The organism is Xanthomonas sp. NCPPB 2866 (genome assembly GCF_041475745.2).
Taxonomy (GTDB): Bacteria; Pseudomonadota; Gammaproteobacteria; order Xanthomonadales; family Xanthomonadaceae; genus Xanthomonas; species Xanthomonas arboricola.
The window spans coordinates 1,038,278-1,061,553 of sequence record NZ_CM192975.1 but is presented as its reverse complement, the minus strand read 5'-3'; the positions used below and the strand labels follow the sequence as shown (position 1 = coordinate 1,061,553).

Annotated in this window: 24 protein-coding genes; 17 read left to right on the top strand and 7 right to left on the bottom strand. The window is 66.7% G+C overall.

Annotated elements, in window-relative coordinates; genetic code table 11:
- Positions 1-69 precede the first annotated feature (69 nt).
- Genes ACCQ04_RS04485 through ACCQ04_RS04475 form a run of 3 tightly spaced genes read left to right on the top strand, consistent with a single transcriptional unit; the run spans position 70 to position 3,145 of the window.
- Positions 70-777 (top strand): helix-turn-helix transcriptional regulator, encoded by a 708-nt coding sequence (locus ACCQ04_RS04485; RefSeq protein WP_226426772.1) that lies wholly within the window; start codon positions 70-72, stop codon positions 775-777.
- The gene (locus ACCQ04_RS04480) at positions 774-2,684 is read left to right on the top strand and encodes an ATP-binding protein (RefSeq protein ID WP_154831510.1); all 1,911 of its coding nucleotides are present in this window, start codon (positions 774-776) and stop codon (positions 2,682-2,684) included. Before ACCQ04_RS04485 ends, ACCQ04_RS04480 begins: the two co-directional genes overlap by 4 nt.
- Complete coding sequence (locus tag ACCQ04_RS04475; protein WP_226426773.1) at positions 2,681-3,145, top strand: response regulator; 465 nt, start codon at positions 2,681-2,683, stop codon at positions 3,143-3,145. Before ACCQ04_RS04480 ends, ACCQ04_RS04475 begins: the two co-directional genes overlap by 4 nt.
- A 141-nt stretch (positions 3,146-3,286) precedes the next feature.
- Here ACCQ04_RS04475 and ACCQ04_RS04470 read toward each other — a convergent pair whose 3' ends face one another.
- Together ACCQ04_RS04470 and ACCQ04_RS04465 are read right to left on the bottom strand one after the other, a co-directional pair.
- Positions 3,287-3,517 (bottom strand): putative signal transducing protein, encoded by a 231-nt coding sequence (locus tag ACCQ04_RS04470; RefSeq protein WP_016900736.1) that lies wholly within the window; start codon positions 3,515-3,517, stop codon positions 3,287-3,289.
- Between the two features lies 1 nt (position 3,518).
- On the bottom strand, positions 3,519-4,160 hold the full coding sequence (locus ACCQ04_RS04465) for a glutathione S-transferase family protein (RefSeq protein ID WP_102254739.1): 642 nt from the start codon (positions 4,158-4,160) through the stop codon (positions 3,519-3,521).
- A gap of 242 nt (positions 4,161-4,402) precedes the next feature.
- On the opposite strand from ACCQ04_RS04465, the gene ACCQ04_RS04460 reads away from it, so the two are divergent.
- The 6 genes from ACCQ04_RS04460 to rlmM all read left to right on the top strand — a co-directional run bounded on the left by ACCQ04_RS04460 (position 4,403) and on the right by rlmM (position 9,834).
- Positions 4,403-6,142: a glutamine--tRNA ligase/YqeY domain fusion protein gene (locus ACCQ04_RS04460; RefSeq protein ID WP_226426774.1), complete on the top strand. Its 1,740-nt coding sequence runs from the start codon at positions 4,403-4,405 to the stop codon at positions 6,140-6,142.
- A 217-nt stretch (positions 6,143-6,359) separates the two neighbouring features.
- Positions 6,360-7,289 carry a DMT family transporter gene (locus tag ACCQ04_RS04455; protein ID WP_184381341.1) on the top strand — a complete coding sequence of 310 codons (930 nt, stop codon included), beginning with the start codon at positions 6,360-6,362 and terminating at the stop codon, positions 7,287-7,289.
- A 40-nt stretch (positions 7,290-7,329) separates the two neighbouring features.
- Positions 7,330-7,602 carry a hypothetical protein gene (locus ACCQ04_RS04450; RefSeq protein WP_153065540.1) on the top strand — a complete coding sequence of 91 codons (273 nt, stop codon included), beginning with the start codon at positions 7,330-7,332 and terminating at the stop codon, positions 7,600-7,602.
- 175 nt (positions 7,603-7,777) lie between these two features.
- Complete coding sequence (locus ACCQ04_RS04445; RefSeq protein ID WP_054591355.1) at positions 7,778-8,194, top strand: hypothetical protein; 417 nt, start codon at positions 7,778-7,780, stop codon at positions 8,192-8,194.
- Positions 8,194-8,754, top strand: coding sequence for a nucleoside deaminase (locus tag ACCQ04_RS04440; protein WP_024938261.1), 561 nt, complete (start codon positions 8,194-8,196; stop codon positions 8,752-8,754). Before ACCQ04_RS04445 ends, ACCQ04_RS04440 begins: the two co-directional genes overlap by 1 nt.
- A 36-nt stretch (positions 8,755-8,790) precedes the next feature.
- A complete protein-coding gene (gene rlmM, locus ACCQ04_RS04435) occupies positions 8,791-9,834 on the top strand; it encodes a 23S rRNA (cytidine(2498)-2'-O)-methyltransferase RlmM (RefSeq protein ID WP_054591356.1) in 1,044 nt (347 codons plus the stop codon).
- Between the two features lie 310 nt (positions 9,835-10,144).
- Here rlmM and ACCQ04_RS04430 read toward each other — a convergent pair whose 3' ends face one another.
- Entirely contained in the window at positions 10,145-11,254 is a 1,110-nt protein-coding gene (locus tag ACCQ04_RS04430) for a Gfo/Idh/MocA family protein (protein WP_046345768.1), read from the bottom strand.
- A gap of 258 nt (positions 11,255-11,512) precedes the next feature.
- On the opposite strand from ACCQ04_RS04430, the gene ACCQ04_RS04425 reads away from it, so the two are divergent.
- From ACCQ04_RS04425 to ACCQ04_RS04395, 7 genes are all read left to right on the top strand, one after another.
- On the top strand, positions 11,513-12,415 hold the full coding sequence (locus tag ACCQ04_RS04425) for an SMP-30/gluconolactonase/LRE family protein (protein ID WP_126966997.1): 903 nt from the start codon (positions 11,513-11,515) through the stop codon (positions 12,413-12,415).
- Positions 12,416-12,496: 81 nt separating this feature from the next.
- The gene (locus ACCQ04_RS04420) at positions 12,497-13,219 is read left to right on the top strand and encodes a hypothetical protein (RefSeq protein WP_016900745.1); all 723 of its coding nucleotides are present in this window, start codon (positions 12,497-12,499) and stop codon (positions 13,217-13,219) included.
- 166 nt (positions 13,220-13,385) lie between these two features.
- Positions 13,386-13,781, top strand: a complete 396-nt coding sequence (locus tag ACCQ04_RS04415; protein WP_039530569.1) for an EF-hand domain-containing protein — start codon at positions 13,386-13,388, stop codon at positions 13,779-13,781.
- Between the two features lie 145 nt (positions 13,782-13,926).
- Positions 13,927-14,400 (top strand): MarR family winged helix-turn-helix transcriptional regulator, encoded by a 474-nt coding sequence (locus tag ACCQ04_RS04410; protein ID WP_024938266.1) that lies wholly within the window; start codon positions 13,927-13,929, stop codon positions 14,398-14,400.
- A gap of 34 nt (positions 14,401-14,434) precedes the next feature.
- Positions 14,435-15,262 carry a p-hydroxycinnamoyl CoA hydratase/lyase gene (locus tag ACCQ04_RS04405; protein WP_046345766.1) on the top strand — a complete coding sequence of 276 codons (828 nt, stop codon included), beginning with the start codon at positions 14,435-14,437 and terminating at the stop codon, positions 15,260-15,262.
- Positions 15,263-15,345: 83 nt separating this feature from the next.
- Complete coding sequence (locus tag ACCQ04_RS04400; protein ID WP_226426775.1) at positions 15,346-16,815, top strand: aldehyde dehydrogenase; 1,470 nt, start codon at positions 15,346-15,348, stop codon at positions 16,813-16,815.
- A gap of 204 nt (positions 16,816-17,019) precedes the next feature.
- On the top strand, positions 17,020-18,498 hold the full coding sequence (locus ACCQ04_RS04395) for an AMP-binding protein (RefSeq protein ID WP_154831503.1): 1,479 nt from the start codon (positions 17,020-17,022) through the stop codon (positions 18,496-18,498).
- Positions 18,499-18,693: 195 nt separating this feature from the next.
- Here the strand turns inward: ACCQ04_RS04395 and ACCQ04_RS04390 are convergent, their stop codons facing one another.
- The 3 genes from ACCQ04_RS04390 to ACCQ04_RS04380 all read right to left on the bottom strand — a co-directional run bounded on the left by ACCQ04_RS04390 (position 18,694) and on the right by ACCQ04_RS04380 (position 21,037).
- Complete coding sequence (locus ACCQ04_RS04390; protein WP_016900751.1) at positions 18,694-19,695, bottom strand: LysR substrate-binding domain-containing protein; 1,002 nt, start codon at positions 19,693-19,695, stop codon at positions 18,694-18,696.
- Positions 19,696-19,761: 66 nt separating this feature from the next.
- Positions 19,762-20,121 (bottom strand): protocatechuate 3,4-dioxygenase subunit alpha, encoded by a 360-nt coding sequence (locus tag ACCQ04_RS04385; RefSeq protein WP_016900752.1) that lies wholly within the window; start codon positions 20,119-20,121, stop codon positions 19,762-19,764.
- Between the two features lie 10 nt (positions 20,122-20,131).
- Positions 20,132-21,037: a gallate dioxygenase gene (locus tag ACCQ04_RS04380; protein ID WP_024938270.1), complete on the bottom strand. Its 906-nt coding sequence runs from the start codon at positions 21,035-21,037 to the stop codon at positions 20,132-20,134.
- A 235-nt stretch (positions 21,038-21,272) separates the two neighbouring features.
- Between ACCQ04_RS04380 and ACCQ04_RS04375 the strand changes: the two genes are divergently transcribed.
- Entirely contained in the window at positions 21,273-21,947 is a 675-nt protein-coding gene (locus ACCQ04_RS04375; RefSeq protein ID WP_024938271.1) for a GntR family transcriptional regulator, read from the top strand.
- Between the two features lie 193 nt (positions 21,948-22,140).
- On the opposite strand, the gene ACCQ04_RS04370 is transcribed toward ACCQ04_RS04375, so the two are convergent.
- The gene (locus ACCQ04_RS04370) at positions 22,141-23,175 is read right to left on the bottom strand and encodes a SphA family protein (protein ID WP_226427132.1); all 1,035 of its coding nucleotides are present in this window, start codon (positions 23,173-23,175) and stop codon (positions 22,141-22,143) included.
- Positions 23,176-23,276 lie beyond the last annotated feature (101 nt).

The window sequence follows — 23,276 nt, the reverse complement described above, 5'->3', positions numbered from 1 at the left end:
ACCAAGCGGCCCCAACAATTCTGCCGACTGGCATATACTCAAATATGCTGATCGGCCTAGAGCGAACTCATGGAAACCCCTACCAATGCTGGAGATTGGCGCCTGACGCTACGCCGCGAAGCATCCGACAGCGCACGCTGGCAGGCGCTCTGGGAGGTCGCGGTGGCGCTGCGTCAGGCACACACGCCGGAACAGGCCTGCGACGCGGTACTGGGCCGGGTGCTGCTGTTGCTGGGCCTGGAACATGGCGCGGTGCTGGCACAGCGTGGGCCGCGCGCGCAGGTGCTGGCCAGCCGCGGCCGCGCATTGCCGCCCGGTGCCAGCGCAGCCGGCGACAGCCATGAAGCGGCCTGGCTGATGCCACCGCGCCCGGCCGATATCCGCGAGGCCAAGGTACCGATCCATGCGCTGGGCAGCACCCTGGGCATGCTGTGCGTGGCCTGGAACGACAATCGTCCCGCCCCCGGCAACGACGATGTGCAGGCGCTGCAGGCCTTCGCATTGCTGCTGCCGGCGATGGTGGCCGAACCGGCCAGACCGCTCGCCACGCGTCGGCGCAAGCCGGTGCAGGACGACCGCCTGGCCGCGCTCAGCAAGCGCGAGAAACAGGTGCTGTCCCTGCTGCCGCGCGGCCTCACCAATGCGACGCTGGCAGCTGAACTGGGGATTTCTCCCGGCACGGTCAAAGTGCATGTGGAGCGAATCCTGCAGAAACTTGAGGTAAAAGATCGCACCCAGGCCGCGGTGTACGCGGTCCAAGCCGGACTCGCGCTATGAATGCAATGGCGGTGCGTTGGAACGATTGGCCGATCACCCGCAAGAGCCTGGCGGTGGTGACCCTGCCCCTGCTGCTGCTGGCGGTGGCCTTGATGGCGATCTACAGCGTGGAGCGGCAGAACATCGCCGCCGAAAACGATGTGCGGCAGACGCTGGAGGTGTTGAGCGATCTGTACGAAGCACACGCGCTATTGGCCGAAACCGCGGCCGGCGTGCGCGGGTACCGGCTGGTGCGCCGCGATGAATTCCTTACCCCGTACCGCGATGCCGAGCCGCGCCTGCAACGGGTGGCCGAGCGGCTGTCGCAACGCATCACCGACCCGGGGCAGGCGCAACGGTTTGCGCGCATCAAACCGTTGTTTGCGGAAAAAATGCAGGGGTGGCGCCGGTTGCTGGCACCGGATCTGAGCCGCGAAGAAGAGATCCGCCAGCTGTGGGACGGCAAGTACAAGCTCGACATCCTGCGTGCCGAACTGCGCGAACTGCGCAATTACGAAACCGCGCAATTGCAGCTACGTACCGCCAAGGCGCAGGGGCTGCGCCAGCGCAATCTCATCATCACTTTAAGTGCGGCGATGCTGGGCGGCCTGGGCGCGGTGTTCGCGGTGGCGTGGTTCGCCTCGGCACTGTCCGGACGCCTGCGCACGCTGGCCGCCAATGCCGACCGGCTGGGCGAAGGCCTGCCGCTGGCGCCGCAACCGCGCGCCGGCGACGAGCTGGGCCAGGTCGGCCAGCGCCTGGCGCAGGCCAGCGAACTGCTCGCCGCACGTGCCGCCGAAGCGCAACTGGCACGGCGCGAGGCAGAAACCGCCAACCGCGCAAAGACCGAATTCCTGTCGCGCAGCAGCCACGAATTGCGCACGCCGCTCAACGCGATCCTGGGCTATGCGCAGGTGCTGGAAATGGATCTGCCCGAGCCCGGGCATCGCCGTCATCTGCAGCATATTCTCGGCGCCGGCCGACACCTGCTGGGGCTGATCACCGAGCTGTTGGACATCGCGCGGATCGAAGCCGACCAACTGGATCTGAGCCCGGAGCCGGTCTCGGTGCGCGCGGCCGTCCGCGAGGCGCTGGGCCTGATCGCCCCGGACGCGGACAAGCACGGCATCGCGCTGCAGCCGGCCGCCATCGACGGGCCGTGGACAGTGCGCGCCGATGCACAGCGGCTGCGCCAGGTATTGCTCAACCTGCTGTCGAACGCGGTCAAGTTCAATCGCACCGGCGGCCAGGTGCAGGTGAGCGCGCGGCCAGATGGCGAGCAGGTGCGCATCACGGTCGCCGACCAGGGCGCGGGCCTGACGCCGGCGCAGATCGAGCGGCTGTTCACGCCATTCGAGCGGCTGGGTGCCGAGCGCTCGGCGGTGGAAGGCACCGGCCTGGGCCTGGCACTGAGCAAGCGGCTGATCGAGGCGATGGGCGGGCGCATCGGCGTGGACAGCAGCCGCGATGGCGCGCGCTTCTGGATCTCGCTGCCGCAGGGCGAACCGCAACGCAGCGAGCCGGCACGCGCCATCGTGCCGCCGAGTAACGCGGGCACGGGCGTGTGCCGGCTGCTGAGCATCGAAGACAACCCGTCCAACCAGGCCCTGATCCGCACCCTCAGCGAACGCCGCCCGCAATGGCAGCTGCTGGAAGCGGCCAGCCTGGCGCAGGCGCGCGCGCTGCTGCAGCACGGCGTGCCGGATCTGATCCTGCTGGACCTGCATCTGAGCGACGGCAACGGCGAAGAACTGCTGCGCGAGCTGCAGGCGCAGCCGGCCACCGCCGGCGTGCCGGTGGTGGTGATCAGTGCCGATGCCACCACCGCCACCCTGGCGCGCGTCGGCAATCAGGGCGTGCGCGCGTATCTGACCAAGCCGCTCGATGTGGCGGAATTCTTCACTGTGATCGACGGGCTGCTGGCATGACACGCGACGAAATCCTGGGTTCCCGCATCCTCATCGTCGACGACGAGCCGGCCAATGTGCGGCTGCTCGAAGACCTGCTGCAGCGCGAGGGCTTCCAGCAGGTCATCGCCACCACCGACCCATTGCGGGTGATGGGGCTGGTGTCGGCATTCGCGCCGGACCTGATCCTGCTGGATCTGAAGATGCCGGAACTCGACGGCTATGCACTGCTGGAACAGCTGGCGCGGCTGTCCGATCCCGGTCACTTCCTGCCGGTGATCGTGCTCACCGCCGACCCCAGCCGCAGCGCGCGCCATCGCGCCCTGGGCCTGGGCGCCAAGGACTTCCTGACCAAGCCGCTGGACACCTTCGAGGTCGCGCTGCGGGTCTGGAACGTGGCCGAAACCACGGTGCTGTTCAAACGCCTGCGGGCGCTGGCCGCACCGGATGCGGCGCCGCCAGGGTGGCGCCAGCCGGATTGACGCGCGCACATCGTAGGAGCGCACCCGGGCGCGACCGGAGCTTTGCCGATAACACCAGCGTAGGAGCGCACCCGGGCGCGACGTGGCTGTGCCGATGAACGCCACGTCGCGCCCGGGTGCGCTCCTGCGACGGGCGCTGCGCTACAGCGCGCGGGTGACCTCGCCGCACAGGCCGATCTCTGCCAGTACCGCCTGTGCCTGGCTCAGGTGCAGGTCGGCCACGCAGACCTGCAGCACGCCGAAGGCAGGCAGTTCCCCGGCACCGCCCAGGAGCGACTCGCCAAACACGAAAGCGGTGATGCCGGCATCCTCCAGCGCGTGCTTGGCCAGATGCGCGTCGATGATGTGACTGGCGCGATACGCGATCTGCATGTCAGCCGCGCTCCAGGCGTTCGCGCGCGGCGTCCTGCTTCCACTCGCGCAGTGCCGGCAGCGCATCCAGTGCGGCCAGGTAATCGCCGGCAGCCTCGAACAACGGCACGCCGTAGCTGGCAAAACGCAGCGCGACCGGGGCGAACATCGCATCGACGATGCCGAAGTCGCCGCACAGGAACTGCCCGGCATGGCCATGCTCGGCGCGCAGGCTGGCCCACAGCGCCTGGATGCGGGTGATGTCGCGCTCGGCGGCCGCGTCCCAGCGGGCCGGGCCAGGCGCGCGGGCCAGGTTCATCGGCAGCTGGGTGCGCAAGTCCACAAAGCCCGAGTGCATTTCCGCCGCCGCCGCGCGGGCCTGCGCCCGCACGGACAGCTCGGCCGGCCAGCCGCGGCCATCCAGCCAGCGTTCGTTGACGTATTCGCAGATCGCCAGCGAATCCCAGACATGCAGGGTGTCGTCCCACAGCACCGGCACCTTGCGGGTGGGCGAATAACCGGCAATGCGGGCCTGGAATTGCGGCGTATCCAGCGGCAGCGCGATCTCTTCGAACGGTACCTGGAAATGCCGCAGCAGCAGCCACGGGCGCAGCGACCAGGAGGACAGGGTCTTGTCGCCGATCACCAGGCGGGGCAAAGGCATGCGTGGGGCACTCCGAAGGATCGCCGCAGCGTACGCGCCGGCGGCGGTGCCGGCCAGCCCGCCGTGCCGCCTGCCGATGGCAGCCGGCCTGGCTGCGGCCAGCCATGCAGGCCCCGGCAGCAAGGCGCTTGCGCGCAGGACCACCGCGCGCAGGTGGCGCGCGATGGCCGGCCCCGACACGCCGCCTACCCCTAACCGGTGCCACCGCCTAAACTTGCGGTTTACCTATTGCTGATGCGCGCATGTCCGAGACCCTAGCCACCGACGCCACCGCCCCGGCGGAGAAGAAAGACTTCATCCGCCAGATCGTCCGCGAGGATCTGGCCAGCGGCAAGCACACGGCCATCCGCACCCGCTTCCCGCCCGAGCCCAACGGCTATCTGCATATTGGCCACGCCAAGGCGATCTGCCTGGATTTCGGCCTGGCCGCCGAGTTCGGCGGGCTGTGCAATCTGCGCCTGGACGACACCAACCCGGCCAAGGAAGACCCCGAGTTCGTGGTCGCCATCCAGGACGACGTGCGCTGGCTGGGGTTCGAGTGGGCGCAGCTGCGCCATGCATCGGATTATTTCCAGGTGTATTACCTGGCCGCGGAAAAACTGATCCGCGACGGCCATGCCTTCGTCTGCGACCTGTCCGCCGAGCAGGTGCGCGAATACCGCGGCACGCTGACCGAGCCCGGCCGCAATTCGCCGTTCCGCGAGCGCAGCGTCGAGGAAAACCTGGACCTGTTCCGGCGCATGCGTGCCGGCGAATTCCCCGATGGCGCACGCACCCTGCGCGCCAGGATCGACATGGCCAGCGGCAACATCAACCTGCGCGACCCGGCGCTGTACCGCATCAAGCATGTCGAGCATCAGAACACCGGCAATGCGTGGCCGATCTACCCGATGTACGACTTCGCGCATTCGCTGGGCGATGCGGTGGAAGGCATCACCCATTCGCTGTGCACGCTGGAATTCGAAGACCACCGCCCGCTCTACGACTGGTGCGTGGACAAGGTGGACCTGGCCGCGCATCCGGAGCTGCTGCAGCCGCTGCTGGACAAGGGACTGCCGCGCGAGGCCGCCAAGCCGCGCCAGATCGAGTTCTCGCGTCTGAACATCAACTACACGGTGATGAGCAAGCGCAAGCTCACTGCGCTGGTGGAAGAACAGCTGGTGGACGGCTGGGACGACCCGCGCATGTACACGCTGCAGGGCCTGCGCCGGCGCGGCTATACGCCGGCGGCGATGCGCCTGTTCGTGGATCGGGTGGGGATCAGCAAGCAGAACTCGCTGATCGATTTCTCGGTGCTGGAAGGCTGCCTGCGCGAGGATCTGGATGCGGCCGCGGCGCGCCGCATGGCGGTGGTCGACCCGCTCAAGCTGGTGCTGACCAATCTGCCGGAAGGCCACAACGAGACGCTGAGCTTCTCCAACCATCCCAAGGACGAGAGCTTCGGCACGCGCGAGGTGCCGTTCTCACGCGAGCTGTGGATCGAGCGCGAGGATTTTGCCGAAGTCCCGCCCAAGGGCTGGAAGCGCCTGGTGCCCGGTGGCGAAATCCGCCTGCGCGGCGCCGGCATTGCGCGCGTGGACGAGGTGATCAAGAACGACGCAGGCGAGATCGTCGAGCTGCGCGGCTGGCTGGACCCGGAGTCGCGGCCAGGCATGGAAGGCGCCAACCGCAAGGTCAAGGGCACCATCCATTGGGTCAGCGCCGCGCATGCGGTGGAAGCGGAAATCCGCCTGTACGACCGCCTGTTCTCGGTGGAAAAGCCCGATGACGAGTCCGAGGGCAAGACCTACCGCGACCATCTCAACCCCGAGTCCAAGCGCAGCGTGCGCGGCTACGTGGAGCCGAGCGCGGCACAGGCAGCGCCCGAGCAGTCGTTCCAGTTCGAGCGTACCGGCTACTTCGTTGCCGATCGCCGCGACCATAGCGCTGCCACGCCGGTGTTCAACCGCAGCGTGACCCTGCGCGACACCTGGGCCAAGTGAGTCAGACCGCGCCGGATGCCAGCCATCCGGCGCGGGAACGGCGGCAGGCAGCCGCAGCCAGGCCTGCGGTAATCGGCGCATCGCTGGTGGTCAGCGCGCGTGATGCAGCCAGCGGGGACGGCGCCTCAGAGCGGTATCTTCCGAGTTGATGAACAAGCGCAATGGAGACTGCGTGCCGCACTTCGTTGCATGCTGCATGGCATGAAGGAGCAGCACGATGCGTGAGCGCTTGATGGTGGGTGTTGCCTGCGGCATCGGCGCAGGTGCGTTATGGGGACTGGTGTTTTTGGCGCCGCAATTGCTGGCGGCGTTTACGCCGTTGCAACTGGCCGTGGCCCGTTACCTGTCGTATGGCGCGGTCGCAGCCCTGGTGCTGGCACCGCGCGCGCGCCAGACCGCTGCGCGGCTGGGGCGCACCGAATGGTGGGCGCTGGTGCGTCTGAGTCTGCTGGGCAACCTGATCTACTACGTGCTGCTCAGCAGCGCGGTGCAGTGGGCCGGCAGTGCGGCGACCGCACTGATCATCGGCCTGCTGCCGGTGGTGGTCACCGTGATCGGCACGCGGGCCGCAGGCGCGGTGCAGCTGCGACGCCTGGCCGCGCCATGCGTGTTGTGCGTCATCGGCGTGGCGCTGGTCGCCCTGGACACCTTGCAGCACGATGCCGCTCACCACGCCAGCGATCGCGCCACCCGCATCGCCGGCCTGCTGTGCGCATTCGGTGCGCTGGTGTCGTGGTCGGCCTATTCGATCGGCAATGCGCGCTGGCTGCGGCGGCGCCCGGACCTGTCAGGTGGCGATTGGTCGCTGCTGACCGGCGTGGTCACCGGCGCATTGGCGCTATTGCTGGCGCCGGCCGCACTGATCGGCAGCGCGCCACATGCGCCGATCGACTGGGCCAGTTTCTGGGGTATTTCGCTGTTGCTGGGCATCCTGGCCTCGGTGATCGGCAACGCTTTGTGGAACCGGGCCAGCCGGGTGCTGCCGCTGACTCTGGTTGGCCAGATGATCGTGTTCGAGACGGTCTTTGCGTTGCTGTACGGCTTTGCCTGGGAAATGCGCCTGCCCACGCCACTGGAGCTGGCCGCCATCGCCTGCCTGCTGGTCGGCGTGCTGTGGTGCGCAGCACTGCATGCGGAAGCGAAATGACGCCGGCACCTGATGCACGCAGCGGCCTAGATTGCAGGCTGTGTCCGCCAGCAACGCCGCCATGTGCCTGCCACAACCATGTCCACGCCCGCCTGCAAACACGCTGCGCAGCGCGGTGTTCTCGCTGTCGTTCGGCCTGGCGGCCTGCTCGCCGCAGCCACCGGTCCCGAACGCGGTGACCCCGGCCGAGGTGTTCTGCACGCTTCTCCCGGGCCGGCCAGATGACGATCTGCCCAGCGATCGCCGCGACGAAAGCATGCAGCAACTGGACCTTGCCACGCGCTGCCAGCGGGCGCTGCGCAGACAGCGTTGACTGCGGTGAAACTGCAGGCGTGTTGCGGTCACCCGCCGCGCCCCGGCCAGGGTCGTCAGCCGCAACGCGTGCAGGGCCTGGATCGCGGGGTTTTCCGTAGCTGATCCAGCGCGCGCCACATTCCGCGCATCCGGGGCTTACCATGGCCGCTCACCTGTCTGATCGGAGCGGCCGCATGTCCCGTCTTTTGTCCCGGTGTCTGAGCACGTTGTTGCTGCTGGCCTGCCTGGTGTCGACCGGCTGTGTGGCCGCGCCGCCGGCCGATACCGCCGCGCCGCCTCCGGCGACCGGCTCGGCAAGCGGCCCGGCCACCGGCAAACCGGTCACCGTGACCACCACCTGCCGCACCGACGCCGATTGCACGGTGAAGAACGTCGGCAACTGCTGCGGCGCCTTCCCGGCCTGCGTCAACGTCAACAGTGCCACCGACCCCAAAGGCGTGATGGCGCAGTGCCAGGCCAGCGGCATGATGAGCGTGTGCGGCTTCCGCGAGATCAGTGCCTGCCAGTGCGTGGCCGGGCAATGTGCCGCAAAGGACGCCCAGGCCGATACACTGCGCCCCGCTCCTCCCTCTACAGAAATGGTCCACTGATGCTTTACGCGCAAGTCCACCTCACGCTACCCGACTGGATCCACGCGCATGTCGACGACAGCCGCGCCTATCCCAGCGACGAGGACAAGGTGGCGCTGGCAATCGAACTGTCGCGGATGAATGTGCAAGAGCGCAGCGGCGGCCCGTTCGGTGCGGTCGTGTTCGGCCCGGACCACCGCATCATCGCCGCGGCGGTGAACCGCGTGGTGCCGCAGACCACCTCGCTGGCGCATGCCGAAAACATGGCCTACATGCTCGCGCAGCAGCGCCTGCAGACGCCGCGCCTGAACGATGTGCTGTCGCCAGTGACGCTGGCCACCTCCGCGCAGCCGTGCTGCCAGTGCTACGGCGCCACGGTGTGGGCCGGCATCGACCGCCTGCTGATCGGCGCACGCGCCGAAGACGTGATGGCGCTGACGGAATTCGACGAAGGCCCGCTGCCTGCCGACTGGGTGGGCGAGCTCACCCGCCGCGGCATCGAGGTAGTGCGCGACGTGCATCGCGATCAGGCCTGCGCGGTACTGCGCAACTATGGCGAGGGCGGCGGTGACCATTACTGATCTGCCCCGCAGCGATCGCGCACGCCAGGCACTGCGATGAGCGGCCTGCTGTGTTACTGCCGCCAGGGCTTCGAGCCGGAGCTGGCCGCCGAGTTGAGCGCGCGCGCCGCATTCGTCGGCATCGCCGGCTATGCGCGTACCCAGCGCAACGACGGCTATGTGCTGTTCGTCTGCGATGAGGCCGCACAACTGGCTGCCAGGCTGCACTGGCGCGAGCTGATCTTCGCGCGGCAGAAGCTGGTAGTGATTGCCGAACTCAAGGGCATCGACCCCAAGGACCGCATCACGCCGATCCTGGCCGCACTGGAAGGCCAGCCGCGTTTCGGCGATCTGTGGGTGGAACACCCCGATTCGGACGCGGGCAAGCCGCTGGCAGGGCTGGCGCGCAGCTTCGGCAATGCCTTGCGTCCGGCCTTGCGCAAGGCCGGCCTGCTCACCGACAAGCCGCAGCCGCGCCTGGCACGGCTGCACATCTGTTTTCTCGATGGCGACCACGCCTTGCTGGCGGTGGCCGACAGTGCCGACAGCGCGCCCTGGCCTCTGGGCATTCCACGTTTGAAGCTGTTGCCGGAGGCGCCATCGCGCTCGGCGCTCAAGCTCGACGAAGCCCTGCTCACCCTGCTCGCACCGGACGAACGCGAAGCGCTGGTCAAGCCCGGCATGCGCGCCGCCGACCTGGGCGCAGCCCCCGGCGGCTGGACCTGGGTGCTCACCCGCCAGCACGTGCATGTCACCAGCGTCGACAACGGCCCGCTACGCGAGCATGTGCTGGAGACCGGCCTGGTCGAGCATCTGCGCGCCGACGGCTTCCATTGGAAGCCTGCGCAGGCACTGGACTGGATGGTCTGCGACATGGTCGAGCAACCGCGCCGCGTGGCCGAACGCATGGCCACCTGGATTCGCGAAGGCTGGTGCCGCAACACCATCTTCAACCTCAAGCTGCCGATGAAAAAGCGCTGGGACGAAACCCGCCTGTGCCTGGACCTGTTCGAGCAGCAGGCCGAGAAATCGCTGATCGTGCGTGCCAAGCAGCTGTATCACGATCGTGAGGAGATCACGGTGTTGGCGATGCGGGGTTGAGAGCGGGGAATCGGGAATGGGATTGGGGAATCGTAAGAGCTGGGATTCGGGATTCGGGAATCGGGAATCTAAAAAGCGCGGATTGGTGGCGTTGTTATTGCGGTGGGTGCTGGCGGGTATCGCGGGAGCTGGTGTGGTGATTCACCTGCGCCAGTCGCACTGATGGCAATCCGGCGTGATTGCTGGGTAGCCGCTTTTTGGTAGTCGACTGCACGGCCCTTGGGGATTTCATCGTGGCAGGCTGGTGCGCGCCAGCCTGCTCGTTTCGCTTCGGCGGGCAGCTCCGTCGATTGACGGAGCTTAGGCGCGATCAGAGCACGATTCGCTTGCTGCCCTCGCGGGCCGAGCGGTAGATCGCATCGACGATGCGGATGTCGCGCAGGCCTTCTTCGCCGGGCGCACGCAGCGGAGTGCCGTTGATGATCGCCAGCGCGTCCTCGTCCATCTGCAAGGCCTGCTGGTGCGGCACCTTGGCGTCGAACACGCGCCCGTCGCTGGCCTTGCCGGTCACGCCCTGGTAGCTCTGGAACGGCGACAACTCATACCAGCCGCGCTCGCATTCGGCACGCAGCACATTCATGTTGTTGCCGAAACTGGTCTTGCACTCGGCACGCACCGCGTTCGGGAATTCCAGGGTGAAGTCCATATGCTCGTCGACTTCGTCGAACAGTTCAGGGCGATCGGTCCAGCGCTTGGCGGTCACGGCCAACGGCTCGCTGCCCACCGTGTAGCGCGCGGCGTTGAGCGGGTACACGCCCATGTCGTACATCGCCCCGCCGCCGAACTGGGAGCGCAAGCGCCACGGACGATCGGCCTTGGTCGCATCGTGATAGCCGTTGTACCCGGCCTCGGCGCGCACACGCTGCATCGCGCCGAACGGTTTTTCGCTGGCCATCGCGATCAGGCGACGCGTGTTGGGTTCGTGCTGCATGCGGTAACCGATCGTCAGCGCCACCTTGTTGCGCTTGCACGCCGCGATCATCGCCTCGCATTCGCCGGCATGCATCGCCATCGGCTTTTCGCACCAGACGTGCTTGCCGGCCGCCGCCGCGCGCAGCGTCAGCGGCGCATGCAGATGGGTTGGGGTGACGATGTACACCACGTCGATGTCGTCGTTGTCGGCGATCCGGTCGAAGTTCTCGTAGTTGTAGACGTTGCGGTCGGCGATGCCGTACTTGGCCTGCCACTGCGGAATCTTCGCGGGCGTGCCGGTGACGATGCCGGCCAGCCTGCAATGCTTGGTCAATGCCAGGCCCGGCGCGAGCTGTTCGCTGGCATAACTGCCCAGGCCAGCCAACGCCACGTTGAGCGGTTTGCCCGGCTTTTTCTTCGGCAATGCCCAGCCGGGCGCAGCAAGCAGGATGCCTGCACTGCCGAATGCGGCGAGCAAACGGCGACGTGTGATCGATTCCACGGACATGCAAACCTCCTTGGCAAGATTGAGAGCGGCTGACACCATCGCATGCGGTCGTCAGCGAGACGACACACTCGCAGGGAGTGTCAGTGGGTACATGCCGCACCGCGCCCACTCACACTGCCCGCAGATGGGCGCAGTGCTGCTGTTGGTTGCTCGTCGGCCAATGCTGCCCGGGCACCTTACTTGATCGTGCGTGATCACCGCCATGGCCGCTGTGCACGTTCTGGCACACTGGCAACGATCCCATCTGGAGCATGCCGCATGACCGCTGTCGTCCGCCGCCGTTTCCTGCCATTGGCCTTACTGTTGTCCAGCTCGCTGGCGACCGCTGCCGATGCGCCCTTCGTCGCGCGCGACCTGATCGGCGATGGCGCCTTCACCCATAATGCCGAAGGTCCTGCAGCCGGACCGGATGGCGCGCTCTATGCGGTGAATCTGGGCAAGGACGGCACCATCGCGCGCATTGCCCTGCACGCCGATGGCAGCGCCAAGGCAGAGGTCTTCGTGACCCTGCCCGAGGGCAGCACCGGCAATGGCATCCGCTTCCGCGACGGGACGATGTACGTGGCCGACTTCACCGGCCACAAGATCCTGCAGGTGAACCTGCAGACGCGTGCGGTCAGCACCTTCGCCTCGCTGCCCGACGCCGACGGCCCCAACGATCTGGCGATTGCGCCCGATGGCAGCTTCTATGCAAGCGACCCGAACTGGAAGGACAACAGCGGCCGCCTGTGGCACATCAGCCGCGAGGGCGTCGTCGCGTTGATGGAATCGGGCATGACCACGCCCAACGGGCTGGACGTCAGCCCCGACGGCAAGCATCTCTACGTCAACGAAAGCATGTCGCGCAAGGTATGGGTATACGACCGCGTCGACGGCGGCCTGCGCAACAAGCGCCTGCTGATCAGCTTCCCGGACTTCGGCATGGATGGCATGCGTTGCGATGCCGACGGCAACCTCTATATTGCCCGCTACGATGCCGGGCAGATCGCGGTGGTCTCGCCGCAGGGCAAGTTGCTGCGCACGGTCGCGTTGAAAGGCCGCAAGGCCAGCAACGTCGCGTTCGGCGGCACCGATGGCAAACAGGTGTTCGTCACCTTGCAGGATCGTGGCGCAGTTGAAACGTTCAGGTCCGATCGTCCGGGCCGCGAAACCGGACGCTGAAACTGCTGCGCGCGTCGCAACGGTTCTCAGGTCGCGCAACAGCGTCCTGGCATCCTGCAGGTCACCCGTGGAGGACTCCCCATGCAACCGATCGAACTCAAGGACGCGGCTGCCTTCGGCAACGAATTCCTGCGCCTGACCCTGCTGCAGGGATTCCAATCGCTGACCAAGCGCGATCTGGAATTGCTGATCTTCGTGCTGCTCGAACGCGACGGCGCCATCTCGCGCAACAGCTCCAACGCAATGGTCGCGCTGCAGCTGCGGGTGACCTCGGCCAAGGTCAAGGCGTTGCGTCGCGACGGCTATGCGCGCTGGCGCTCGCTGGTACCCGAGGAAGGCGACGCGGCAATGCAGCGCATCGTCGCCAACGTGCTCACCGAAGACAACCTGCGCTCCGGTGCCAAGCACGTCAGCGAGCGTAGCCGCAAGGAAGGCTTTCTGGCGGTACGCATCGAGCACCCGGACGATGCGCAGCAATTCGAGCAGGCCATCCTGGATGTGGGTGCCTTGCCGGTGTACGAGCGCAATCGCGAAGTGGTCGCGGTACGCTTCGACACGCTGCTGAAAGTCGCCGAGCGCTGGGGCTATCTGCAACCGGACCCGCAGGCCACCGTGCGCGAACTGCAAAAGCTCACGCCCACCGCCGAAGAAGTGGCGGACCTGTTGAAGAAGGATATCGCGCAGGTGCGTTGGGAAGACGTACGGCGCGCGCTCAACAGCCTGGGCGCCAAGGCCGTGGCCAGCACTGCCGAGGGCGGTCTGAAGGGCCTGTTGAAGATCGTGTTTCCATTCATTCCCGGCTGAGCCGTTGTCCTGGATGCAGCGTGCGACGGTGCGCTGCGGCCATGGGTTCCAATTGCCGATGCCGCATCGCGCACGCTGCACTGCCGTCAGCCCGAGCGCACGTTGCACACCTCAGGACGCCCGACAGCCTCTATGCTTGCGGGCTGTTCCACATCAGGGGGATCTGATGACCACCGTTCGTACCGTTTCGTTTTCCGTATTGCTGCTGCTCGGCGGCCACGCGCTCGCGCAACAGGCGCCGACGCCGGCCAGCAGCATGCCGCTGATCGATGTGCCCAATGTGATTCGCACCCAGCCGCTGTCCAGCGGCGAGGTCACCCATCAGGCCCAGCTGGAACGCCCGCGCGGCGAGTCCAGCGTGATCGTGCGCTCGATCCAGCCCAACAGCGTGGTCGGCAGCTACCGCATCGACTTCCAGGCCATGGATACCGACGGCGACGGCAGCATCAGCCGCGCCGAGGCACAGGCCAACCCGGCACTGGCCGATGAATTCGACGCGCTCGACACCCAGCACAGCGGCCACCTGAGCCGCGAACAGCTGGCCGGCTGGTTGATCCAGTAAGGCATTCGGCAGCATCGCAAACAGGGCCGCGCGCGCCCGCGCTACGCAGGCGCGCACGGCCCTTCGTATGTGACCCCCACAACCTCTTGCAGTGCCCGCTTCGGTCGGCTAGATTGTATTTACCGGATACAATTTGGATGGATCGATGAGCGCTCGCCTGGCCCTTGCCGCAGACCTTGGCTATCAATTGCAACTGGCGACCCTGGCCTCCAGCCACGCCGCGCGCCAGGAACTGGCCGAACTGCATCTGACCCCGGCGCGCGTCACCGCCTTGATCCACATCCGCGACCAGCCCGGCTGCGACCAGACCGAACTGGGCAACCGCCTGCTGGTCAATCGCGCTGCCGGCATGAAGATCGCCAACGCACTGGCCGAGCAGGGCCTGATCGAGCGCCTGGCCGGCCGCGACCGACGCAGCAAGGGCCTGTACCTCACCCCGCTTGGCGAGCGCACGCTCGGCACCGCGCAGGGCTGCCTGGCGCGGGCGGTCGCGCGCACCTGCACCGGCCTGCAGGCCAGCGAGCAGCAGACCTTGCTGCGCCTACTCTGCAAGTTGAACGCCAGCGCCACGTTGGAACGGGCAAACGTGCCGGACGCCGCGCTCGCCGAAGAACTGTGATTTCCACTCTGTACCGACTCGAAGGAGACGCCGCTTGAACGAGCATGACGTGGTATCGGTCCGTATCGAAAACCGCATTGCCTGGGTGAAGTTCGCACGCCCCGACAAACGCAATGCGATGAGCCCGGCGCTCAACCGCCGCATGATGGACGTGCTGGACGAGCTGGAATTCGACGACAACGTCGGCGTGCTGGTACTCGGTGGCGAAGGCACCGCCTGGTCGGCCGGCATGGACCTGAAGGAATATTTCCGCGAGACCGAGGCCCAGGGCCTGCGCGGCGTGCGTCGCTCGCAGCGCGAATCCTATGGCTGGTTCCGCCGCCTGCGCTGGTACCAGAAACCCACCATCGCGATGGTCAACGGCTGGTGTTTCGGTGGCGGCTTCGGGCCGTTGTTCGCCTGCGATCTGGCGATCGCCGCCGACGAGGCGCAGTTCGGCCTGTCGGAAATCAACTGGGGCATCCTGCCCGGTGGCGGCGTCACCAAGGTCGCGGTGGAACTGCTGTCCATGCGCGATGCGATGTGGATGACGCTGACCGGCGAGATGGTCGACGGCAAGAAGGCCGCCGAATGGCGCCTGGTCAACGAAAGCGTGCCGCTGGAACGGCTGGAAGCGCGCACGCGCGAGGTGGCCGAGCTGCTGCTCAGGAAGAACCCGGTCGCGCTGAAGTACGCAAAAGATGCGGTGCGCCGGGTCGGCACCATGACCTACGACGAAGCCGAAGATTACCTGGTGCGCATGCAGGAAGCGGCCAATTCGTTCGACAACAACGCCCGCAAGGAAGGCATCCGTCAGTTCATCGACGAGAAGAGCTACAAGCCCGGCCTGGGCGAATACGACCTGACCAAAAACAGCGCCTGAGCACGTCCTACGGCGCCTGAAGCGATGCGTGCACCACGCGCATCGCTGGCGCTGCCAGTGGTTTTCTGCACCGAGGAGGGAGTATGGAAGCCTTGTCCGCAACCCTGCGCGGGATCGCCGCGCGTGGGCCGTTGGGCCTGTTCATCGACGGCCAATGGCGCGCAAGCAGCGGCGATCGCGACGTCGATGTGATTGCCCCGCACACCGAACAACGCCTGCTGCGCTACACCGAGCCCTCGCCGGCTGACACCGAGGCGGCCATCGCCGCCGCGCGTGCCGCGTTCGACAGCGGCCCCTGGCCGCAGCTATCGCCACAAGAGCGTGGCGTCGTGCTCAAGCGCGTGGCCGCACGGTTGCGTGCGCGCCTGCCGGAGCTGGCCGAAGCCTGGACCGGACAGGTCGGCGCCACCATCGGCTTCAGTCACCGCGCCTCGCAGCAGGCACCCGGCCTGTTCGACTATTACGGCGACCTGATCGCAACCCACCCATTCGTGGAGCCGCGTGCACGTGCCAACGGCGGCCGCGTGCATATCGTGCAGGAGCCGGTGGGCGTGGTCGCCACGATCACTCCCTGGAACGCACCGCTGGTGTTGCTCTGCTACAAGGTCGCTGCGGCCCTGGCGGCCGGTTGCACGGTGGTGGCCAAACCCTCACCGGAAACGCCGATCGATGCCTACATCCTGGCCGAATGCATCAGCGCCGCCGGCGTACCCGATGGCGTGTTCAATCTGCTGCCGGGCGGTCGCGAGGTCGGCGAACAGCTGATCCGCCATCCGCAGGTGGACAAGGTGAGTTTCACCGGTTCCACCCAGGCCGGGCGGCTGATCGGGGTGGCCTGCGCCGAGCGCCTGGCGCGGGTCGGGCTGGAGCTGGGCGGCAAGTCGGCCGCGATCGTGCTGGACGATGCAGACATCGCCAAGCTGCTGCCCAGCCTGGTGCCCTACTCGATGCCGATCACCGGCCAGGTGTGCTTCGCGCTCACCCGGGTGCTGGTGCCGGCGCAGCGACGCGACCAGATCCTGCAGGCGTACTGCGCGGCCGTGGGCGCGCTCAAGCTGGGCGACCCGTTCGCAGCCGAGACCGGCATGGGCCCGTTGGCGCTTGGCCGCCAGCTCGAGCGCGTGCAGTCCTACATCGCACAAGGCCGCGCCGAGGGCGCACGCCTGGTCATGGGCGGCAGCCGCCCGACGCATCTGCCGCGCGGCTTCTTCATCGAGCCGACGGTGTTTGCCGGGGTGACGCCGGACATGACCATCGCCCGCGAAGAGATCTTCGGCCCGGTGGTGAGCTTCATCGATTACCACGACGAGGCCGACCTGATCGCCAAGGTCAATGCCAGCGACTTCGGCCTGCACGGCACGGTCTACAGCGAGGACCCCGATCGCGCCTACCGCATCGCCCGCCGCGTGCGCAGCGGCAGTCATTCGATCAATGGCATGTGGGTGGACTTCGACATGCCGTTCGGCGGGGTCAAACATTCCGGGATCGGCCGCGAAGGCGGCATCGAAGGGCTGCACGCCTTCCTCGAAACCAAGACCATCTATCTCAGTTAGGCCCTTCAGTCCACCGACCGCGCAATCACCAGAGCGCGGTCGCAACGCGATGCGACAGGCACTGCCTTGTCCATCGGTTCCTGCGGTGTGTTCGCACTTCCTGGTGAACGTTCGCCAGGTGTTTTCGCACACGCGTCAACCTTCAGCCGCAGCCGTCGCACTCACGCCAGTCACTCCCCCAATCTGCATTCGGAAGACAGCGCCATGACCATGCCGACCGACTCGATCTCCTTCCACGCCCGCCTCACCCCACACCGGCTTGCCGCCCGCGATCTGCTGCAGGACCGGCAATGGACGTACGCAGAACTGGATGTCTTGATCGGCCGTCTGGCCGCCTTGCTGCAGGCGCGCGGCTGCATCGATGGCGAACGGCTCGCCGTGCTGGCGCGCAATTCGGTCTGGCAGGTGGCGCTGCATTTCGCCTGTGGACGCGTCGGCGCGATTTACGTGCCGCTGAACTGGCGGCTGAGCACGGCCGAACTGGATGCATTGCTGCAGCGCGCCGAGCCACGCCTGCTGTTGGGCGACGACGTTGCGGCAGGGCGCGCCGATGTCGCCTCGCTGGCCGACTTCGTCGATGCGGCGAACACGCTCGAACCGGCGGACACCGGGTCGATTCCACCCGAGCGCATCAGCCTGATCCTGTTTACCTCGGGCACCTCCGGCCAGCCCAAAGGCGTGATGCTGAGCGAGCAGAACCTGCAGCAGGTGGCGCACAACTTCGGCGTCACCACGCGCGTGGATGCCGGTAGCAGTTTCCTGTGCGAAGCGCCGATGTTCCACATCATCGGCCTGGCCACCAACGTGCGCCCGGTGCTGGCGGTGGGCGGCTCGATCCAGGTCTCCAACGGCTTCGAGCCCAGGCGCACGCTGGCCTGGCTGAGCGACCAGTCGCTGGGCATCACCCATTACGTCGGCGTGCCGCAGATGATGCAGGCCTTCCGCAGCCAGCCCGGTTTCGACGCGGCGTCGCTGCGGCATCTCACCGCGCTGGTCAGCGGCGGCGCGCCGCATGCCAGCGATGACCTGCTCGGCTGGCTGGACGACGGTGTGCCGATGGTCAGCGGCTTCGGCATGAGCGAGGCCGGCACGGTGTTCGGAATGTCGGTGGACTGCGCGGTGATCCGCGACAAGCTGGGCGCAGTCGGCATTTCGACCCCTGCAGTGCAGACGCGCGTGGTCGATGGCGACGGCAACGACTGCCCGGTCGGCATGCCAGGCGAGCTGTTGTTGCGCGGCGCCAACCTCAGCCCCGGCTACTGGCGCGACCCGCAGGCAAGCGCCGCTGCGCTCGACGAGCACGGCTGGTTCCGCACCGGCGACATCGTGCGGCGCGATGCCGACGGGTTCTTCTGGGTCGTCGATCGCAAGAAGGACATGTTCATTTCCGGCGGCGAGAACGTGTACCCGGCCGAGATCGAAGCGCTGCTTGCCGATCACCCGCAGGTGCGCGAATGCGCAGTGGTGGGGATCGCCGACCCGCAGTGGGGAGAGGTGGGCTACCTGGCGATCGTGCCGGCCGACGAGACGCCGGATCTGGAGCAGATCCGCGCCTATCTGATCGAACGGCTGGCCAAATACAAGGTGCCCAAACACCTGCGCGTGGTCGAGGCGCTGCCGCGCACCGCGACCGGCAAGCTGCAGAAGGCGCGCCTGAAAGATGCGCTGGCTACCGAAGCGTGATGCGCCCGGATGTGGATTGCGCCGCGAGCGGCCGGCAGTGACGCGCAGGCTGCTGCCCCGCCACACCAGCGACACGGCAGCGGCCGATGCCAGACAGCACAACGGGCAGCCTGAACTGCCCGTTGCGTGCATGCCGCACTCCAGCGCCATCCCGACACGGCAGCGGCTTGCGCCGCGCATGCCGCGCTCAATCGATCAGGCGGACTCGCCTAGCAACAGGTTGTCCTCGCTGATCTGGTCGTCCACCCACACCGCCCCCTGCTCGGCCATGACCGCCAACTGGTGTTCCAGTTCGCGCATCAACAGGCGCACGCCGGGCTTGTGGATGGCACTGCCATCGCGATAGATCACCCCGCCTGCGCGCGCCTGCGAGGGCTGCTGCAGCTGGAAGGCGCGCAGCTCGCCGCGTGCGATATCCCCGGCCACCATCATGCTCGGCATCACCGCGATGCTGTCGGTGCCGAGCAGGATCTCGCGGGTGAAGCTGGCCGAACTGGAACGCAGCTGATCGCGCGTGGCCAGCCCGTGCTCGCGCATCACCTGCGCCACGTCGCGCTCGACATGCTGGCTCAGCGTCGGCAGCACCTGGCGATACGCAGCGGCTTCGGCGATGCGCACCTGGCCGTTGGCAAACAGGGGGTGATCGCTGCGCGCCACCAGCGCGATCGGGTCCTGGTACAGCACCTTGCGGATCAACGCGTCGTAGCGGGCCAACGGATACAGCCGGCCCACCACCAGGTCGATCTCGTTACCGGCCAGCTTGGGCAGCAGCTCGTCGGTGCGTCCGTGCAGCAGGCGTACCCGCAGCGTGGGTTCGGCGCGATACAAGGCGGCCAGCACGGCCGGCAACAGGCCGCTGGCGGCGACCGGCAACGCGCCCACGGTGATGGTAAGCGCGTCGTCCTGCAGCAGCCCTTCGAAGGTGTCCTGCGCGCGGCGCAACTGGCCGAGCACGACATGCGCGGTCTGTACCAGCACCTCGCCCATCGCATTGGGGCGCACGCCGCGCGAATGGCGCTCGAACAGCGGCGCGCCGACGATCTCTTCGATCTCCTGCAGGGCACGCGTCAATGCGGGCTGGGTGACGTTCAAGACGCGTGAGGCGCGGAGCAGGCTTTTCTGCCGGTCCAGCGCCTCGATGACACGTAGATGCCGGACCTTGATGCGGTGTTCGAAGAACACGGAGGACATGGTCATGGGGGTAGACCTTACGTTGGGAAGTCGGGGAATGCGGCGGGACGGCACCAGGCCGCCGCCTGCAGCTCAGCGTGCATCGGGTACACGCCGGGTCTGCATGAAATCTTCGAAGGATTCGCCACGCATGATGGCGTAGACCTGCAGATTGGTCATGCGCACCACGCGGGCGAATTTTTCGATGACGAAGAAGTTGGCGCCGTACTGCACCAGCCCGAGCCAGTCGCGTGCACGGATCAGCGCCTTTTCATGCTCGGTGAGGCCGGCTTCCTGCATCAGGGTTTCGGAATCTTCAAGAAAGCGATCGCGCCATGGGGCGCGGATCATATGCCAGAAGAATCGGTTGATGCGCAACGCGCGGTTGCTGGTGCGCAGATCGAACAGGTAAGTGCCGCCGATCTGCTCCATGCCCTGTACTTGCGGATTCATCGGCCGGCCCTCATGCAGCATTCGCGGTAGACGTGGCGTGCGCGAGCAACTGCGCCGAAGACGGCGCGTCAGCGGCTTCGACGCCCGGCTCGTACAGCACCACCGTCATCGCGGTGGTGGTCATCAGGTAGTAGTTCTGATGCAGCTTGCGGATCGGCCCGCCCAGCGCGCCACGCATCGCCAGCCACATGATCTGCTCCACGCTTTCGGCGCCGCCCAGGCGCACGTAATCGGTGTGGGTGAGATCGGTCAGCGTTTCCGGCGCATGCTGGAAGCGGTCCAGAAATTCCATGTCCCAGTCGGTGTTGTTGAAACCGGTGCGCTCGCCGTGGATCTGATGCGACAGCCCGCCGGTGCCCACCACCACCACCCTAAGATCCTCCGGATAGGATTCGATCGCCCGCCGCACCGCCTGGCCCAGGCGGTAGCAGCGGCGCGCGGTCGGCAGCGGGTACTGCAGCACGTTGATCGCGATCGGCACCACCGTGCCCGGCCAGTCCGGCACGTGCGGCCACAGCAACGGCAGCGGCGCCGCGCAGCCATGGTCGATTGGCTTGTCCTGAAAGACAGTCAGATCGAACTCGTCGTTGACCAGACATTCGGCGATATGCGCCTGCAATTGCACATCGCCGCGGATCGGCGGCAGGTTGCGCAGCCCTGCGCCTTCGTCGGCCACCGGGAAGCGCTCGCCGATGCCCAGGGCGAAGGTCGGATACAGGTCGAAGAAGAACGTCGTGCAATGGTCGTTGTAGAAGAACACCAGCACGTCTGCCTGCTGTTCGGCCAACCAGGCAGCCACCGGTGTGTAGCCGTCGAACAACGGCTTCCACAACGGATCCTGCTGTTTGCCCTTGTCGTAGGCCACCCCGATGGTGGGAACGTGCGAGGTTCCGATGCCGCCGATGATGCTTGCCATGCTGCACTCCTGCGATGCACGCCGGCCACTTTCCCTGGCCGGGTGCGCACCATTGATTGAGTCGAAATCCGTCCCGCCATGGGATCCCAACAACGCCGACCAGCCACTCCGGACCGCCAAAACGGTATCCTTGGGATCCAAAGTGCCACCAAGCGCTCTCATCTGCAAGGTTTTTATACCGGTTTTGCGAGTTTTCCCCGTCGAAGGAACGTGCGCTGCGGTACGGCGCGAGAGAATGGAGCCAATGGCGAACAACCACCGATTGCAAGCGGTCCAGCAGCTACGCGAACTGATCCTGTGCGGCACCTTCGCCCCCGGTGAGCGCATCACCGAAGCCGCGCTGGCCGAACGACTGGCCATCTCGCGCACCCCCATCCGTCAGGCCCTGCCAGCGCTGTGCCAGGAAGGCCTGCTGGTGCAGGCCGGCAACCGCGGCTATGCGGTGCGACGTTTCAGCCAGCAGGAAAGCCTGGACGCCCTGGCGGTGCGCGCCCTGATGGAAGGCATGGCCGCACGCGCCGTCGCCGAACAGGGCGCCTCGGCTGCGTTGCTGGCCACGCTGCATGCCTGTCTGGGCGAAGGCGACCGGATCCTGGCCTCGCGCAGCCTGGATGCCGACGACGAGCAGGCCTATGGCGCGATGAATGCCCGCTTCCACCGTGCCATCGTGGTGGCCGCCAACAAGCCGATCCTGACCGAGACCGTGGACCGGTGCACCGTGGTGCCCTTCGTCAGCCCGGTCAATGTGGTGTTCGGCCAACGCTCGCCCACCCTGGCCTACGACGATCTGTACTACGGACATCGGCAGCACGGCGCCATCGTCTCGGCCATCGAACAACGCGATGGCGCGCGTGCCGAGCTGTTGTTCCGCGAGCATGCCAATACCCAGCGCCACAGCATGGGCATCTGACGCGCGCACGGGTTTGGCGCGGACAGCGTGCACTGGCGAGGCCTGGTCTGGCGAAGCAGCCTGCACAGCTCAGAACTCGAACGTAGGACTACCCGGGCTTGCGCTGCATGCAGCGTTGCCTGCATCCGTCTGCGCCGCAGCATGCACGCAGACGCGCCGGCGTGCATGCTGCGGATATGTGCGTGCTTCCACGTCAAAGGGAATGCACGAACATCAGGTTGACGCTGGTGCCGGCCACCGAGTTCTTCACCTCTACCGGCAGATAGACATTGAAATTCAGCAGGTTGTTGGCATCCAGCCGCCAGGACAGCCCCGGCCCGAGATAGCACTGCATGCGTTTGCTGTCGGGCACACGCTGCCCGTTGGTGCGGTTGTCCTTCAGCTGCTGCAGGTAATACCCGTTGATGCCCAGGCGCAGTTGCTCGCTGACCTTGACCGAGCTGGCCAGGTTGGCCCACAGCACATCGCCGGCCTGACCATTGCGAAAACGGAATCCCGGGATCGGCGGTACGCCGCCGGCGCGATCGGTGCGGAAATTGTAGAGATAGTTCAGCCGCATGCTGATCTCCCAGTTGTCGCTTGGCTGCACGGTGAACGCCCAATGCGGCGCCACCGACCAGAATCCGGTGCTCTGGTTGATCGCGACATCGCGATCGAACTTGCCCACCGGAGCGAACGCATCGATTGCGAAGCGCTGGAAGAACAGGACTCGTCCGTTGCGCATCACCGGGTCGATCTGCAGCGCCGGGCCGAAGGAAATGTCGCCCATCCCGAACCCGTTGCCGCGCAACTGCACGGGGCTGTCTGCGGCGAAGGACATGTCGTAATTGACGAGCGGCACGATCGCATTGAGGCTCAGCGACGCGCGCTTCCACCGATAGGGCGTGACGTAGATCAGCTGGGTCAGCAGAACGCTGACACCAACCTTGGGATCGCGGAAGGCGGCCGAATCGTCGCCGCGCGCGTCCTTGATCGCGTCGAAGTCGTAGTGGCGTAGATACTCGATCACCGTCCAGCCCGGCGTCGAGGAGCCGAAGCCATCGAGAAAACTCGTCCCGCCCAGGTTGATGCCCTGCGGCGGTGCAGCGGTTTCCGGCACCGCTTGTGCGGATGCCGCAACGGGCACGCCCGCGCCAAGCAGTGTCAGCAAGGTCAGGACACGGCGCCGGTACGACGGTAACCGTGGCGGTGCAACGGCACAACGGGCAGATGAGCTCACGCGTTCCACTAGGCGATTCTCCAATGCGATGGATGGATGACTGCGGCGCGACGTGGGGGAGGAAAGCGGTGCTGCGGTACGCGGCGGCGGCGAACGCGCCGTCTGTGCGT